Annotated in this window: 16 protein-coding genes; 12 read left to right on the forward strand and 4 right to left on the reverse strand. The window is 68.3% G+C overall.

Annotated features, from left to right (window positions below; all coding sequences use genetic code 11):
- The first annotated feature begins 118 nt into the window (after window positions 1–118).
- Genes A5790_RS20640 through A5790_RS26440 form a run of 4 tightly spaced genes read left to right on the forward strand, consistent with a single transcriptional unit; the run spans window position 119 to window position 4,607 of the window.
- Window positions 119–604 (forward strand): FxsA family protein, encoded by a 486-nt coding sequence (locus A5790_RS20640; RefSeq protein WP_066848589.1) that lies wholly within the window; start codon window positions 119–121, stop codon window positions 602–604.
- A 13-nt stretch (window positions 605–617) separates the two neighbouring features.
- Window positions 618–2,204 (forward strand): amidohydrolase, encoded by a 1,587-nt coding sequence (locus A5790_RS20645; RefSeq protein WP_066848590.1) that lies wholly within the window; start codon window positions 618–620, stop codon window positions 2,202–2,204.
- Entirely contained in the window at window positions 2,197–3,834 is a 1,638-nt protein-coding gene (lnt, locus tag A5790_RS20650) for an apolipoprotein N-acyltransferase (protein WP_066848593.1), read from the forward strand. Before A5790_RS20645 ends, lnt begins: the two co-directional genes overlap by 8 nt.
- Complete coding sequence (locus tag A5790_RS26440) at window positions 3,831–4,607, forward strand: polyprenol monophosphomannose synthase (protein ID WP_066848597.1); 777 nt, start codon at window positions 3,831–3,833, stop codon at window positions 4,605–4,607. The genes lnt and A5790_RS26440 overlap by 4 nt, the downstream gene beginning before the upstream one ends.
- An 84-nt stretch (window positions 4,608–4,691) precedes the next feature.
- Here the strand turns inward: A5790_RS26440 and A5790_RS20660 are convergent, their stop codons facing one another.
- A complete protein-coding gene (locus A5790_RS20660) occupies window positions 4,692–5,027 on the reverse strand; it encodes an RNA polymerase-binding protein RbpA (RefSeq protein WP_064350208.1) in 336 nt (111 codons plus the stop codon).
- Window positions 5,028–5,152: 125 nt separating this feature from the next.
- On the opposite strand from A5790_RS20660, the gene A5790_RS20665 reads away from it, so the two are divergent.
- From A5790_RS20665 to A5790_RS20690, 6 genes are all read left to right on the forward strand, one after another.
- On the forward strand, window positions 5,153–5,494 hold the full coding sequence (locus tag A5790_RS20665) for a hypothetical protein (RefSeq protein ID WP_082961834.1): 342 nt from the start codon (window positions 5,153–5,155) through the stop codon (window positions 5,492–5,494).
- 98 nt (window positions 5,495–5,592) lie between these two features.
- Window positions 5,593–6,279 carry a hypothetical protein gene (locus A5790_RS20670; protein WP_066848599.1) on the forward strand — a complete coding sequence of 229 codons (687 nt, stop codon included), beginning with the start codon at window positions 5,593–5,595 and terminating at the stop codon, window positions 6,277–6,279.
- A 114-nt stretch (window positions 6,280–6,393) separates the two neighbouring features.
- Window positions 6,394–7,215, forward strand: a complete 822-nt coding sequence (locus A5790_RS20675; RefSeq protein WP_369829807.1) for an ABC transporter permease — start codon at window positions 6,394–6,396, stop codon at window positions 7,213–7,215.
- Entirely contained in the window at window positions 7,212–7,934 is a 723-nt protein-coding gene (locus A5790_RS20680; protein ID WP_066848602.1) for an ABC transporter ATP-binding protein, read from the forward strand. Before A5790_RS20675 ends, A5790_RS20680 begins: the two co-directional genes overlap by 4 nt.
- A gap of 27 nt (window positions 7,935–7,961) precedes the next feature.
- The gene (locus tag A5790_RS20685) at window positions 7,962–8,975 is read left to right on the forward strand and encodes an ABC transporter substrate-binding protein (RefSeq protein WP_066848605.1); all 1,014 of its coding nucleotides are present in this window, start codon (window positions 7,962–7,964) and stop codon (window positions 8,973–8,975) included.
- A 7-nt stretch (window positions 8,976–8,982) separates the two neighbouring features.
- Window positions 8,983–10,077, forward strand: coding sequence for an LLM class flavin-dependent oxidoreductase (locus A5790_RS20690; protein ID WP_066848608.1), 1,095 nt, complete (start codon window positions 8,983–8,985; stop codon window positions 10,075–10,077).
- A 9-nt stretch (window positions 10,078–10,086) separates the two neighbouring features.
- On the opposite strand, the gene A5790_RS20695 is transcribed toward A5790_RS20690, so the two are convergent.
- On the reverse strand, window positions 10,087–10,761 hold the full coding sequence (locus A5790_RS20695; protein WP_066848611.1) for a hypothetical protein: 675 nt from the start codon (window positions 10,759–10,761) through the stop codon (window positions 10,087–10,089).
- 86 nt (window positions 10,762–10,847) lie between these two features.
- Here A5790_RS20695 and A5790_RS20700 point away from each other — a divergent pair, with 86 nt between their 5' ends.
- Window positions 10,848–12,356, forward strand: a complete 1,509-nt coding sequence (locus A5790_RS20700; RefSeq protein ID WP_066848614.1) for a carboxylesterase/lipase family protein — start codon at window positions 10,848–10,850, stop codon at window positions 12,354–12,356.
- 40 nt (window positions 12,357–12,396) lie between these two features.
- Window positions 12,397–14,352, forward strand: a complete 1,956-nt coding sequence (locus A5790_RS20705) for a phosphotransferase (RefSeq protein ID WP_066848617.1) — start codon at window positions 12,397–12,399, stop codon at window positions 14,350–14,352.
- Window positions 14,353–14,446: 94 nt separating this feature from the next.
- Here A5790_RS20705 and A5790_RS20710 read toward each other — a convergent pair whose 3' ends face one another.
- Together A5790_RS20710 and A5790_RS20715 are read right to left on the reverse strand one after the other, a co-directional pair.
- Entirely contained in the window at window positions 14,447–14,773 is a 327-nt protein-coding gene (locus tag A5790_RS20710) for a YnfA family protein (protein WP_066848753.1), read from the reverse strand.
- An 89-nt stretch (window positions 14,774–14,862) separates the two neighbouring features.
- Window positions 14,863–15,747 carry a hypothetical protein gene (locus A5790_RS20715; RefSeq protein WP_066848619.1) on the reverse strand — a complete coding sequence of 295 codons (885 nt, stop codon included), beginning with the start codon at window positions 15,745–15,747 and terminating at the stop codon, window positions 14,863–14,865.
- Between the last annotated feature and the right edge of the window lie 23 nt (window positions 15,748–15,770).

The following is a 15,770-nucleotide window of genomic DNA, read 5'->3' on the forward strand; positions in this document are numbered from 1 at the left end:
CCAATCTAAGAGCCAGACACCAGGTGAAAAGGATTCAACCACCGCACTACGCGGCACCTCACCTTCACACTGACGCCAATCTACGGAACCCTCGCGGCCGTCCGGACGTTTACCACGTATGGCGATGCGGCTGTTTGTCCTCTATGTGGTCATCGAGACCGCGGTCGTGGTGGCTCTGGTGTCGACGATCGGCATCGGCTGGACGCTACTGCTGCTGCTCACGACGTTCGTGCTGGGTTTCGCGCTGGCCGGATCGCAGATCAGGCGTCACGTCGGCAGGTTGCGTGCGGGCCTGACCCCGGCGACCCTGCACGGCACCGCCGCCGACAGTGTCCTGGTCGCGCTCGGCACGGTGCTCATCGCGATCCCCGGGCTGGCCAGTTCGGTGGCGGGGGCGCTGCTCCTGCTGCCACCGACGCGGGCCGCGGGGCGCCCGCTGCTGACCGCGCTCGCCGCGCGCCGGGCGCCGCTGATCACCGCGGGAATGGCCGGGTGGGGAGCGGCCACCAAGCGGAATGACTACATCGACGGCGAGGTCGTCGACGTGGTCGACATCGACCCGCCTGCCGTGGAGCGCCCGCGTCCGCCCGCCGACGGGCTGTGAGAACCTCCCCTAGGTGACGACCCTTCTGCTCAACGGGCGGGTGCACAGCCCCGCCATGCCCGACGCCACGGCGCTGGCCGTGCGCGACGGTGTGATCGCATGGTTGGGCAGCGACGACGTCGGCCGTAGCCAGTTTCCCGACGCGCGGATCATCGACCTCGACGGTGCCTTCGTCGCGCCCGCCTTCGTCGACTGTCACATCCATCTCACCGCCACCGGGCTCACGCTCTCCGGGCTCGACCTGCGGCCCGCCACCTCGCTACAGCACTGCCTGCAGTTGCTCGCAGACCACGCGCGCCGCTACCCCGACGGCCCGATCTGGGCCCACGGCTGGGACGAATCGGACTGGCCGCAGCACACCCCGCCTCGAGTCGATGACATCGACGCTGTCGTGGGGGACCGGCCGGCCTACCTCGCCAGGGTCGACGTGCACTCGGCGGCGGCCTCCACCGCGCTGCGCACGCTGTGCCCGGGCCTGGCCGACGCGACCGGATACGACCCGCAGCGGCCGCTGACCAGCGACGCTCACCACGTGGTCCGCGCCGCGGCCCGGGCCGGTCTGACCGCCCGACAGCGTGCCGACGCGCATGCCGCCGCGCTCGACGCAGTGGCAGCGCACGGCATCGTCGCGGTGCACGAATGCGCGGGCCCCGACATCGGCGGCCTCGACGACTGGGATGAGATCCGCGTCCTCGACCACGGCGTCGAGGTCGTCGGCTACTGGGGCGAAGCGGTCGCCACGGCCGACGAGGCACGCGCACTGATCGACCGCACCGGCGCCCGCGGCCTGGCGGGTGACCTCTTCGTCGACGGGGCACTGGGCTCGCGCACGGCGTGGCTGCAGGAGCCCTACGCCGACGCGCCCGGCTGTGTCGGAAACACCTACCTCGACCCCGGCGCCATCGCGGCCCACCTGCAGGCGTGCACGGAGGCGGGCATCACGGCCGGCTTCCACGTGATCGGCGACGCCGCCGTCACCGCAGTCGTCGACGCGTTCGAGTCCGTCGTCGCATCCTCGGGCGCCCCCGCGGTCGCCCGGTGCGGGCACCGACTCGAACATCTGGAGATGGTCACCTCAGAACAGGCGCACAAGCTCGGCGCCTGGGGCGTGCTCGCCAGCATGCAACCGAATTTCGATGCGCTCTGGGGCGGCGACACCGGCATGTACGCCCAACGTCTCGGGGCGCAGCGAGCCAGATCGCTGAACCCGTTCGCGCTGTTAGCATCCCAAGGCGTGCCCCTCGCGTTCGGCTCGGACAGCCCCGTCACCGGGATCGACCCCTGGGCGACGCTGCGCGCGGCGGCGCGACACCAGACGCCGGGCAGTGCACTCTCGGCGCGCGCGGCGTTCGCAGCACTCACCCGAGGTGCGTGGCGCGCCGCAGGTGTGCGAGACGGGTTGGCGGGCACCCTCGTTCCCGGTGCACCGGCGTCGTACGCGATATGGGAAGCCGACGAACTCGAGGTGAGCGCGCCCGCCGACGCGGTGCAACGGTGGTCCACCGACCGGCGGTCGCGGGTACCGCCGCTGCCGCGACTCGACGCCCCGTCTCCTCGCTGTCGGCAGACCGTCCATCGAGGTGTCGTCATACATGGCTGAAACTCTCTCGAGGGCAAGGCGATTCGGCCAGGGCCTGGTGGACCGGCTGCCGCAGCTGGGCGTGGCGATCGTCGCCGGGGTACTTCTGTGTCTGAGCTTTCCGCCCTTTGGATGGTGGTATCTGGGCTTCCTCGCGTTCGCACTGCTGGCGTGGGTGCTGACACGCGAGACCACCACGGTGCTCGGCGGATTCGGCTACGGGTTCCTGTTCGGGGCCGCGTTCTACCTACCGTTGCTGCCGTGGGTCGGGGCGTTCGTCGGCCCCTTCCCGTGGATCGGACTGTCGCTCGCCGAGGCGGTGTTTCCGGCCCTCTTCGGCGCGGCCGCGGTGGTGGTTCGCCGACTGCCGGGCTGGCCGCTGTGGTTCGCCGGGTTGTGGGCCGCGCAGGAGTGGCTCAAGTCGACGCTGCCGTTCGGCGGATTCCCCTGGGGTGTCGTCGCGTACGGCCAGACGGAGAGCCCGCTGCGCTCGATCGCCCAACTCGGCGGGGCGCCGCTGCTGTCTTTCGCGGTGGTGCTCGTCGGGTTCAGCTTCGCGGCAATGGTATTCGAGGTGATCCAGTGGTGGCGTCGCGACGACGCGCAGACCACACCACCGGCCGTGGTGGTGCCCGGCCTGTGTATCAGCGCCGTGCTGCTGGCCACCGCGCTGACGTGGCCGCACGTGCGCCAGTCCGGCCTCGGCGCCGGTGACGAGCACTCGGTCACCGTCGCCGTCGTCCAAGGCAATGTGCCCCGGCTCGGATTGGATTTCAACGCTCAGCGTCGCGCCGTGCTCGACAACCACGTCCGCGAGACGTTGCGGCTGGCCGAGGACGTGAGGGCGGGCCGCGCGCCGCAGCCGATGTTCGTCGTCTGGCCCGAGAACTCCTCCGACATCGATCCACTGGCCAATTCCGACGCTCACGAGCTGATCTCGTCGGCCGCCGCGGCCATCGACGCACCGATCCTCGTCGGCGCGGTGGTCGAGGCTCCCGGCGCCACGGCCGAGGAGCCGACCACGACGAACTCGGTGATCGTGTGGAACCCGGAGAGCGGACCCGGCGAGCGCCACGACAAGCAGATCGTGCAGCCGTTCGGCGAGTACCTGCCATGGCGCGGGTTCTTCCGCAACTTCTCCGAGTACGCCGACCGCGCCGGCTACTTCGTACCCGGTGACGGAACGGGCGTCGTGCACCCGGCCGGCGTGCCGGTGGGGGTGGCCACCTGCTGGGAGGTGATCTTCGACCGTGCGCCGCGCGAGTCCGTGCGCAACGGCGCACAACTGCTGGTCGTGCCGTCCAACAACGCGACGTTCACCGAGTCCATGAGCGAACAGCAACTCGCGTTCGCCCGGCTGCGTGCTGTCGAACACGACCGCTACGTGGTCGTGGCGGGGACGACGGGGATCAGCGCGATCGTCTCGCCGGACGGCCGTGAGCTGGCTCGCACCGCGTTCTACGAACCGGCCTACCTCGACTCCTCCGTCCGGCTGAAAACCCAGCTCACAGCCGCGACGCGGTTCGGGCCGCTGGTGGAGGGGCTGCTCATCGTCCTCGGCGTGGGCAGCCTGATCGTCGCGATGCTGCACAATGAAGGCTTTGTGCGCCGCCGAGTGGGCGGCCGCACCACAGACAGAGGAGCCACATGACGACGGGCCGGGACCCGGGGGAGCGACCCAGCCAGCGCGCGCTGGTCATCATCCCCACCTACAACGAGCGGGAGAACCTTCCGCTGATCGTCGAGCGCGTCCAGAACGCGCTACCCGACATCCACCTCCTGATCGTCGACGACGGCAGCCCTGACGGCACCGGCAGGCTCGCCGACGAACTGGCCCTCGCGGACCCCGACCGCATCCACGTCATGCACCGCAATGCCAAGGGCGGCCTGGGCGCGGCGTACCTGGCCGGTTTCGCCTGGGGGCTGAGCCGCGAGTACTCCGTGCTGGTCGAGATGGACGCCGACGGCAGCCACCCGCCCGAGCAGCTGTACCGGTTGCTCGACGCCATCGACGGAGGCGCCGACCTGGTCATCGGCTCGCGCTACGTGCCCGGCGGAGAAGTCCGCAACTGGCCCCGGCGTCGCCTGCTGCTGTCGCGTACCGCCAACGGTTACTCGCGCATCCTGCTCGGCGTCGACATCCATGACATCACCGCCGGTTACCGCGCCTACCGCCGCGAGGTGCTGGAGAAGATCGATCTGAGCGCGGTCGACTCCAAGGGTTACTGCTTCCAGATCGACCTGACCTGGCGCACGATCAACAACGGATTCGTCGTCGTAGAAGTGCCCATCACCTTTACCGAACGCGAGTTCGGTCAGTCCAAGATGAGTGGATCCAACATCCGCGAGGCCCTGTTCAAGGTCGCGGAGTGGGGTCTGCGCGGCCGCATCGATCGCGGCCGTGGTGCCCGCGTCACGCGCTGACCCTCACATTCCGCGAGCGACCGCGTTTGCACCGCGACACGCCGTGCTTTCGTGGCACGAAGCGGTCGCTCGCCGAGGGCGGGGTCAGCCGCGGCGGCGGGCCTTGATGATGTCGAGCCGCTCCTTGAGCAACTCTTCGAGCTCCTCGATCGACCGGCGCTCGAGCAGCATGTCCCAGTGCGTGCGCGGCGGCTTGGTCTTCTTCGGCTCGGGGGCGTCCCCCTCGATCAGGGTGCCTTCCATGCCGTTGCGGCACAGCCAGGTGTGCGGAATCTCGGCGTCGTCGGCGAACGGAACGTCGAACTCTTCACCGTTGTCGGTGCGGTACCGCGCGACCTGACGCGGCGCCAAGTCGTGGTTGCGGTCGGTCTCGTAGCTCACGGCTCCGAGGCGACTTCCCCTCAAGACGCGATCAGCCATCGTCAAACACTCCTCGATCAGCGCGTTATTGTCCGAATCATCAACGCCGCAGCATGCTGTGAAGTTCCCGACTCGACCCACCATGATACCGGGAAACCGATGACCGTCGGTTTACAGTCTGGCCTGTGACATCCGGGATCAAAAGGCGCCTCCGCCCTGCGGCCTGCCGCTGGTGCGGTCGTGAGGTCGGCGATGCGGGGCTGGGCAGACGGCGACAGTACTGCAGGCAGTCCTGCCGCCAGCGCGCATACGAGCAGCGCAGCGTGATCAAGGGCACGTCGCTGGCTCCCGACGCCGTCGTCCTCACCCCGGGCGAGGCCGCCGAGCTCTCCGACCGCATCTACCAGGTCAGATGCGCCGCCGAGGACGTCACCACGGCGGTCGAGGAAGGCGCCGACACCGTCGAACTGCGGCAACTGTGCGACGCGCTGATGACGGCGGCCAAGGCCGCCGACGGCTGGCGCTGACACGCCCGGGTTTTCCGGTATTTCGCTGCGTCGTTGAACCACCATGGGTGCTGACTCGTCGTCTCGATGACCAGTCAGTTCTGCCCGATAGGACCACCATGACCAGGAAGAGATTGACCCGCGTTCTGTTCGCGGGTATCAGCGCGATGCTCGCGTTCACCACCCTGACCGCGTGCTCTGGCGGCTCATCCTCGGAGTCGACGACCACGGCGCGAGTCCAGCCGTTTCCGCAGTCGGCGCGCTACGTCGCGGACATGAAATCTCCCGACGGCAAGCCGATGACCATCGGTATCTCCGTGGACGGCGGCGAGCTCGCCGCGTACGCCTGCAACGGCAGCGATGACGAAGCCTGGTTCTTCGGCAAGAACGCCGACGGCAAGATCGATCTCACGTCGAGGTTCCGCGACACGCTGACCGCGCAGTTCGACGGCGCGGACGTCGAAGGTGACCTGACCATGAACGGGGTCACCTACGAATTCACCGCGGCACCGGTGTCCGGTGAGGCCGGCGTCTATACCGCCGACCTCGACGGCGTACGAGCGGCCTGGGTGGTCCGCGAGGACGGCTCGGCCGTGGGCGTACAGCTCAACGGGTTCAGCGGCACGCTCGACCAAGCCGACATTCAACAGCTCAACGACGCCCAGTTCCGCGCCGAGGTCCGCAACAAACGCCAGCTGCAGCAGGCCCAGCAGATCACCCGCCTGTCGAACGGGGCGATGAGCTCCAGGATCAACGGCGCGGACGTGACCCCGACCCCCGTCACGGGTGCGTTCCGTTTGAGCTGACAACACAATTCCACGGCCCGCCGGTGTGCCCGATCACCCGGCGGTCACGTGTCTTTCGTTCACCCAGAATCAAAGCCTTCAGGCCCGGCGCGGCCGTCCGTAGCGTCAGACCACGTGACCGCCCCACCCGATCTCAGCGCGCCCAACGCGCCGATCACGGCCGGACCGGCCACGAATCGCACTCGGCGGCAACACAAGTGGGCGGCTATCCGGTTGGCGTCGCCGGTGGTCCTGCTGGTGCTGTGGCAGCTTCTCAGCGCTGTCGGCGTCATTTCCCAGGACGTGCTGCCCGCCCCGTCGCTGATCCTCGAGGCGGGCGTGGAGCTGGTCCGTAACGGGCAACTCGCCGACGCGCTGAGCGTTTCCGGAATCCGGGTGGTCGAGGGCCTAGTTCTCGGCGGCGTTCTCGGTGTCGCGCTCGGCACGGCCGTCGGCCTGTCGCGGTGGGTGGAGGCCGGCATCGATCCGCCCATGCAGATGGTCAGGGCGCTGCCCCATCTCGGTCTGATCCCGTTGTTCATCCTGTGGTTCGGCATCGGCGAACTGCCCAAGGTGCTGCTGGTCGCGTTGGGTGTCAGTTTTCCGCTGTACCTGAACACGTTCTCGGCCATCCGCCAGGTCGACCCGAAACTATTCGAAACCGCTCAGGTGCTCGGCTTTTCGTTCTGGCAGCGATTCTGGCGCATCATCGTGCCAAGCGCGGCGCCCCAGGTGCTCGTCGGGTTTCGGCAGTCGTTGGCGATCGCATGGCTGACGTTGATCGTCGCCGAGCAGATCAACGCCGACAGCGGGATCGGCTTCCTGATCAACAACGCGCGCGATTTCCTGCGCATCGACATCATCATCTTCGGCCTGATCGTGTACGCGTTGCTCGGTATCGGTACCGACGCGATCGTCCGCGTTCTGGAACGACGCGCATTGAGGTACCGCTCATGACATTGGCCACCGCACGAGAACTCCGCACCGCGGCCGAACTGCGGCACGTCGACAAGTGGTACGGCGAGCATCACGTGCTCGCCGACGTGTCGATGAGGATCGGCAGCGGCGAGATCGTCGCGCTGATCGGCCGCAGCGGATCCGGTAAGTCGACCGTGCTGCGGGTGCTCGCCGGCCTGTCGACCGAACACAGCGGGCAGCGTGTCGTGTCGGGCCCGCCCGCACTGGCCTTTCAGGAGCCGCGGCTGTTTCCGTGGCGTGACGTGCGCACGAACGTCGAGTACGGGCTCACCCGCAGCAGGTTGCGCAAGGATCAGGCCCGGATACGCGCCGAGCGGGCGCTTGCCGATCTCGGGCTCGCCGACCGCGCCGACGCATGGCCGCTGACGCTCTCCGGCGGTCAGGCACAGCGGGTTTCGCTCGCCCGTGCTCTGGTGGCCCAACCCGATCTGCTGCTGCTCGACGAGCCGTTCGGCGCGTTGGACGCGTTGACGCGGTTGAGCATGCGCGAGCTGCTGCTCGATCTCTGGCGCGAGCACGGGTTCGGCGTGCTGTTGGTCACGCACGACGTCGATGAGGCCGTCGCGCTCGCCGATCGTGTGCTCGTGCTCGACGACGGCCGCGTCACTCACACGCTCGATATCGCCGACCCACGCACCTCGATCGGCGCGGAGAGTCACCGTGCCGAACTGCTCGCCCAGCTCGGCGTGCAGGGCTGAAACCGTAAGCAACCGAAGGGGATCGTCATGTCCAGGGTCGTCGCCGTTCTCGCGCTCATCGGCCTGTTGGTGAGCGGGTGCGTGTCGCGACAGGACAGCTCGGTGACCAAGGAGGCACCGGCCACCGTACCGTTGTCCGACCTAGCCGGCCTCACGCTCAACGTCGGCGACCAGAAGGGCGGCACCGAGGCGCTGCTGCGCGCATCGGGCGCTCTCGACGGCCTGCCGTACCAGATCAACTTCTCCACGTTCACGTCCGGTCCGCCCCAGATCGAGGCCGCCACCGCCGGCAAGATCGACTTCGCGATCACCGGCAACACACCGCCGATCTTCGGTGCCGCCTCCAACGCGAAGGTCAAGGTCGTCTCCGCCTTGGACGGTGGTGGATTCGGCGATCAGATCCTGGTGCACGCCGATTCACCCATTGAGCGGGTCGCGGATCTGCGCGGCAAGAGCATTGCGCTCGCCAAAGGCAGTTCGGCACACGGTCATACGCTGGTTCAGCTGGATCGGGTGGGGTTGACCGCATCGGACGTGAAGCTGGTGTTCCTGCAACCCGCCGACGCGCTGTCGGCGTTCACCCAGCGCCGCGTCGACGTCTGGGCAGTATGGGACCCTTACACCGCCCAAGCCGAGACCGACCTGGCGGTGCGCAGTATCGCCCGTGCCACCGGTGTCACCAACGGTGCCGGGTTCGGAATCGCCTCCGACGCCGCGCTGGCCGACCCGAAACGCAACACCGCACTGACAGACCTGGTGCAGCGCTACGCCAAGGCCGTCCGGTGGGCCGACGACAACCGCGAGCAGTGGGCGAGACGCTACGGCGAGGAAGTCGGTCTCGATCCCGCGGTCGCCGCACTCGCCCAAGGGCGCAGCCTGCGGTTGCCCACCGACCTGTCCGACGCACTGATCGCGTCCGAGCAGGAGATGGCTGATCTGTTCGCCGAGTCCGAACAGATCGCGGCGGCACCGGATTTCGCGCGCTGGGTCGACCGCCGCTATACCGACGTGCTCAAGCCCCTCTACCTGACTCGCGATTAGGAGCGACATGTCCTCGGGGAAGTTTTTCTGGTTCCTGCCCACCGCCGGAGACAGCCGCTCCATCGTCGGCTCCTCGCACGCGTCGTCACAGCAGACCGTGCCCGCCAATTACCGTCCGCCGACGCGGCGCTACCTCGCCGAGGTGGCCCGCGCCGCCGACCGCCTGGGCTACGAAGGGGTGCTCACCCCGACCGGAACCTGGTGTGAGGACGCGTGGTTGAGCGCATCGGCCCTTCTGGCGGAGACCGAGCGGCTGAAGTTCCTCGTCGCGTTCCGGCCGGGGCTGACGCCGCCCACACTCGCCGCGCAGCAGGCCGCGACGCTGCAGCGGTTCTCCGAGGGGCGTGTGCTGCTCAACATCGTCAGCGGGGGTGACGACCTCGAACAGCGCCGGTTCGGCGATTGGCTCGACCACGACCAGCGCTACGCGCGGACGGGGGAGTTCCTCCACATCGTCGACGCCATCTGGCGTCAGGAATCGCTAAACTTCGAGGGCGATTACTACAAGGTCGCCGACGCCCGGGTGTCGGAGCCGCCGGATCCGCTGCCGCAGATCTACTTCGGCGGATCCTCACCGGCCGCGCTGCCGATCGCCGCGAAGTACGTCGACGTGTACCTGACATGGGGCGAGCCCCCGCATGACGCCGCCGCGAAGATCGCGCGAGTTCGTGAACTCGCTGAACAACGCGGCCGCACGGTGCGGTTCGGCATCCGGCTGCACACCATCAGCCGCGACACCTCCGCGGCCGCCTGGGCGGTCGCCAACGAGATGCTATCGGGCCTCAGCGCCGACCAGATCGCCAAAGCCACTGCGCTGCACGCTCAGTCGCAATCCGAAGGGCAGCGTCGGATGACCGCACTGCACGGCGGTCGGACCGACCGGCTGGAGATCTACCCGAACCTGTGGGCCGGTGTCGGCTTGGTGCGGGGCGGCGCGGGCACGGCGCTCGTCGGCAGCCATGAGGAGGTCGCCAATCTGATCTACGAGTATTACTCGCTCGGCTTCGACGAGTTCATTCTGTCGGGCTACCCGCACCTGGAAGAGGCCTACTGGTTCGCCGAAGGCGTGTTGCCGCTGCTGAAGCGTAAGGGCGTCGCCTAGCGCGGGTGGTCAGCAGCTGAACTTCTCACCGGTCTGCGGGGGCGCGGCGACCGACTGCAGGCAGCCGAAGGGTTCGATGCCTGCATCGCTGAACTTGACCGCGGATTGGTAGGCGTGGTTGACGCAGAAGAGTCCGACGGTGTCGGTCCGGCAGCGGTAGTCCCCGAACGACAGCACCAGGCCGTACGGAAGTTCGGGCCCCTCACCGGCGGTGAACCGGCCGGGGTCTCCGTGCACGGAGCCGATGGTCACGCTGTTGCCGTCGTAGTCGACCCAGCCGCCCTTCCACTCGCCGTAGGCGTCCTCGGGCCGTGGCGGCGGGTCGACCAGGTCCACCAGGCAGGCCAACGCACCGTCGGCGTACTGGCTGTCGGTCATACAGCTGGTCTTGCCCGACGGCGTGGTGAACGCGACGTCCTCCCCGAGGTCCGTCGTCTGTCCCTCACGCGTGGCCACATGGAACTGGGCGGCGTCAGCGGGTTCACCGGCTTCGACCCAGGCCACCACGTCGCCGATCGGTGCGCCGGGGGCCGGTGGGGCGGTCGGCTTCGGTTTGGTCGTGGTCGTGGTGGGCGAACTCGCCGGCGGCGCCGGCGGGATCGGTTCGATCCGTTCAGCCTGTCCGCCCGTGGTCGTCGAACACCCCGCTACCAGCACAGACGCGATCAGCACAGCCATTCGCATACCGGCCAGGCTAGCGGGCCGACACGCAATCTCTGGCCAGGCGCGGCGGGAGGCCATGCTCGAAAGGTCATTGCTAACGTCGGGTGATGCACGAACACACCGTCCGCGCGACCATCGCCTCCGGCACCATCGAGGGGTTCACCCGCGACGGCGTGCACCGTTGGCGTGGCATCCCCTACGCGCGCCCGCCGGTGGGTCCGCTGCGCCTGCGCGCGCCCCAGCCGGTGCAGCCGTGGCGCGGCGTCCGCTACTGCCACGGATACGGCAACTGCGCCCCGCAGCAACGCATGTACACGATGCTGGCGCCGGGCAAGTACCAACCGATGAGCGAGGACTGCCTGACCCTGAACGTGGTGAGCCCGAAGAAGAAGTCGGACTCCGCGCTGCCGGTCATGGTCTTCATTCACGGCGGCGGCTACTTCATGGGGACGTCGGCCACCCCGATCTATGACGGTGCGGCGCTGGCCCGCAAGGGATGTGTGTACGTCTCGGTCAACTACCGCCTGGGCGCGCTGGGGTGTCTGGACCTCTCGTCGCTGTCGAACCGGGACATCACGATCGACGACAACCTGTATCTGCGCGACCTGGTGATGGCCCTGCGCTGGGTACGCGAGAACATCGCGGTGTTCGGCGGCGATCCCGACAACGTCACGATCTTCGGTGAGAGCGCTGGAGCGCACGCCGTGGCCACGTTACTCGCAGTTCCCGCAGCGAAAGGCCTTTTTGCGAAAGCGATCTCGGAGAGCCCGGCGGCGGGGATGGTGCGCACCCCGGAGGTGGCCGCGCAGTACGCGACGCGGTTCGCCGCGATGCTGGGCGCGGGGGAGGACGACGGCGCCGACGCGGTGATGGCGGCGCGGCCGGCCGAACTGGTCGAGGCGTTCGAAGAGCTCATCAAACAAGGCCAGCGCGAGATGCTCGGCGCCTTCGCGGCCGGTCCCACGAGCGGAACCGAATATCTGCCACAGGATCCGGTGGAGGCGATGCGCAGCGGTAAGGGCCACCGGCTTCCGCTCATCGTCGGGACCAATGCCGAAGAGGCCAACCTCTTCGGTCGCTTCCTCAAGCTGCTGCCCATGTCCGAGCCGATGATCGAGCGGCTGCTCGCCGAAGCCGAACCCGAAGAACGCGAACGCATCACCGCCGCGTACCCCGGCTATCCGAACCAGAGGGCATGTGTCCAGTTCGGCAGCGATTTCGCGTTCGGTTCGGCCGCCTGGCAGATCGCCGAGGCGCACAGCCGCCACGCGCCGACCTACCTCTACCGCTACGACTACGCACCGCGGCCGTTGCGGTGGTCGGGACTCGGCGCCACGCACGCCACCGAACTGTTGGCGGTGTTCGACGTGTACCGCACCGGGTTCGGTCGTCTGCTCACCGCAGTCGGTGACCGCCGAACCGCGTTGCGCGTCAGCGATGACGTCCAACGCCGCTGGCGCGAGTTCGCCCGCACCGGCGTGCCCGGCCCCGACTGGCCCACCTACACCGGCGCGGACCGCGCCGTGCGAGTGTTCGATCAGCGCCCGCGCATCGAGTTCGACCCGCACGCCGCCCGCAGGGAGGCATGGGCGAACTTCTCGCTAGTCTCGCGTTAACGGCGGCCCCTAGCCGCCAGGGTTCACACAGAGGAGAAAAGTGCCCACCATCAATGTCGTCGAGCGCCCCGCGGAACTGAACGCCCAGTGGCTCACGTCGGCGATCGGTTCACCTGTCGCGGACTTCTCCTACGAGCGCATCGGAACCGGCCAGATGAGCGAGTGCTACCGCGTCGCGCTGACGTATGCGGGTGAGGACACCGGCCCCGCGACCGTGGTGCTCAAGGTGGCCGCCACCGACCCGGTCAGCAGGCAGACCGGTTTGGCGCTGGGCCTGTACGAACGCGAGGTGCGGTTCTACACCGACATCGCGCCGCGGATCGGGGGGCCGGTGGCGCCGTGCTTCTCCTCTGCGTTCAACGCCGAAACCGGCGCCTTCCATCTGCTGCTCGGCGACGCGGGACCCGCGACCGTCGGCGACGAGATCCGCGGCGCTTCAGCTGAACAGGCCATGCTGGCGCTGTCCGAGCTCGGCCGGTTGCATGGGCCGCTGCTCTGCGATCCCGCTGTCGCGAGCGCCGAGTGGCTCAACCGAGAGGCGCCGGTCAACCAGGCGCTGATCGCCGGCTTGTACGCGGGCTTCGCCGAGCGGTACGCCGACCAGATCGCGCCCGCGCACCGTGACGTGTGCGAGCGACTGATCGCAAGCTTCGACGAGTATCTGGCAGCGGAATCCGCGCCCGATCGGGTCATGGGGCTCGTGCACGGCGATTACCGCCTCGACAACATGCTGTTCGGGCAACCGGGCGCGGATCGTCCTTTGACGGTGGTGGATTGGCAGACGGTCACGTGGGGGCCTGCGATGACCGACGTCGCGTACTTCATGGGCTGTGCGCTTCCTGTCGAGGTGCGCCGCGAGCACTACGACGCGCTGCTTTCCGCATACCATTCCGCGCTTGGTCCGAACCCTCCGATCACATTCCACGACGTGCGCGACGGGGTGCGTAGGCAGACTTTCTTCGGCGTGATGATGGCGATCATTTCGTCGATGCTCGTCGAGCGGACCGAGCGCGGCGACGAGATGTTCATGACGATGCTGGCTCGCCATTGCGAGCATGTGCTCGACGTCGACGCGCTGAGCGCGCTGCCAGAACCGACTGTGCCAGAACCGCTTACGCCCACCGCCGAGGACGATGGCGAACACCCGCCCGGTGACGAGCCGCTGTGGAATGAGAGCTGGTACTTCGACTTCGTCGACCCGCAGCAGGAGATCGGCGGGTGGGTGCGTCTGGGGTTGTACCCGAACATCGAGACGTCCTGGATCAACGGCCTGGTATGTGGTCCGGACATCCCGACCTACGCGCTGCTCGACTTCGAGGGCACCGATGCGATCGAACTGACGCTGACCCCCACCGAACCGCTCAAGACGTTCCGCGTCACGATGCGTGGCCGCGGCCAGGCGTACGACGATCCGGCCGGGCTGTTACGCAACGAATCCGGCCGTCCCGTCGACGTGTCGATGGAACTCGAGTGGACCACCACCGGCACTCCGTATCTGTACCGCGTGACCCCGCGATACGAGATTCCGTGTTCGGTGTCGGGCACGGTGTCCGTCGACGGTCGCGAGTTCACGTTCACCGATGTGCCGGGCCAGCGCGACCACTCCTGGGGTGTGCGCGACTGGTGGGCGATGGACTGGGTGTGGAGCGCACTGCACCTCGACGACGGCACCCACCTGCACGGGGTCGACATCCGTATCCCCGGCGCCCCGCCGCTCGGTATCGGTTATGTGCAACCGCCCGGCGAACCGCTGATCGAACTGCAGACCGTCACCGCGCGAGAGACGTTCGCCGACAACGCGTTACCGGTGGAGACGACGCTGACGCTCGCGCCCGGCGACGTCACCGTCACGGCCGAGGTGCGCGCCCATGCTCCCGTGCTGCTGACTTCACCCGACGGGCGGATCAGCCACTTCCCGCGCGCATGGGCAACGGTCACGACCGCCGACGGCCGCAAGGGCGTGGGCTGGCTGGAGTGGAACCGCAACCAGCCGTAGCAACTCGCCTCTGTTGTGCGAGCGTGCGGGTCTGCACACGACACGCCGCGAAAAATCAGCGTGTCGTGCACGCTCGCACCGCAGCGAGCGTGCGCTACCGCGGGGCGTACATGATCAAACCGACCCCGGCCAGACAGATCAGCGCACCCGTGACATCCCACCGGTCGGGCCGGAAGCCGTCGGCGACCATGCCCCACGCGAGTGAACCGGCGATGAAGACCCCGCCGTACGCCGCCAGAACGCGACCGAAATGGGCGTCGGGCTGAAACGCGGCGACGAACCCGTAAGCGCCGAGCGCCATCACGCCCGCCCCGATCCACCACCAACCGTGATGCTCACGCACGCCCTGCCACACCAGCCACGCGCCGCCGATTTCGAGCAGCGCGGCGAGGACGAACAGCATCACCGATTTGAGCACCATCACGACACTCAGCGTGCCGTGAGCGTGCGCAAAATGCTGGCGCACCGCGGCGTGTCGTGTGCAGACTCGCACGCTCGCGGCACAAAGGGCTAGGTGAGGTGGGCGCTGTCGTCGTCGAGGTCGGCGCGGTTAAGCCCCATCGGCGTCGCGGCGGGGAGGTCACCGCCTGCGACGACCTTGCGGGTGATCGGGGTCAGCGTGCGAAACAGCGTCTCGATCTCGTCGTTGCTCAACGCGTCGAGCACCGGCAACGCCAACCGGTCGGTGCCGTCCTCGATCTGCTGCTTGAGATCGCGGCCGGCGTCGGTGAGCTCGTCACCGTCGATCAGCCCGCGCTCGGCGAGCCGGTCCCGGTACCGGGCCCACTGTTCGTCGTCGTAGTCGCGGCTGCGCATGATCATCTCCTTGGGCACGCGGCCCGCAGCGGCGTGCAGGATGTTGCTCTCGCGACCGGAGATCCCGTGACTGATGAGCAGCGCGATGTGACCGTCGCCGCGCTGTTCCCGCAGCAGTGTCGTGGCGTGCCAGAGCCTGTCCAGCGGTTCGTCCGGCCATGGCAGCGCCGCGTTCGCGGCGAACAGGCATCGGCCGTCGAGTGCGGCGTTGCGGGCGGCCTTCGCCAACAAGTCGGCCGCGGTCGCCACGTCGTCGCCCTGTCCGACGCCGTAGCGCTCGAGCGCGGCCACCGCGGACTCCAGTCGCACCCGCAGCGCGTCGGCCGGGGGAGCGACCTCCCACGCCGCCGGAAGGGCCTTGGCCACCCGCTGCGGGGCGAAGTTGTAGAACGCCGCCGTCACCACGTCGGGCGCCACCTCGCCCAGCGGTGCCGATCTGGCCGCGAAGTAGCCCATCCAAAATCCCTTGTAGCCAAGGCCGTCGAGGGCGGCGCGAGCTTCCGGGGCGAAGTAGGTGACGGCGTGCACGGGTTCGAGACGATCGAAGAAACGGCGCGCCAACGATGGTTGCCTGTCCACGTCGGCAGTTAACCACTGCGCTC

Source organism: Mycobacterium sp. 852002-51152_SCH6134967, assembly GCF_001667105.1.
GTDB lineage: Bacteria > Actinomycetota > Actinomycetes > Mycobacteriales > Mycobacteriaceae > Mycobacterium > Mycobacterium neumannii_A.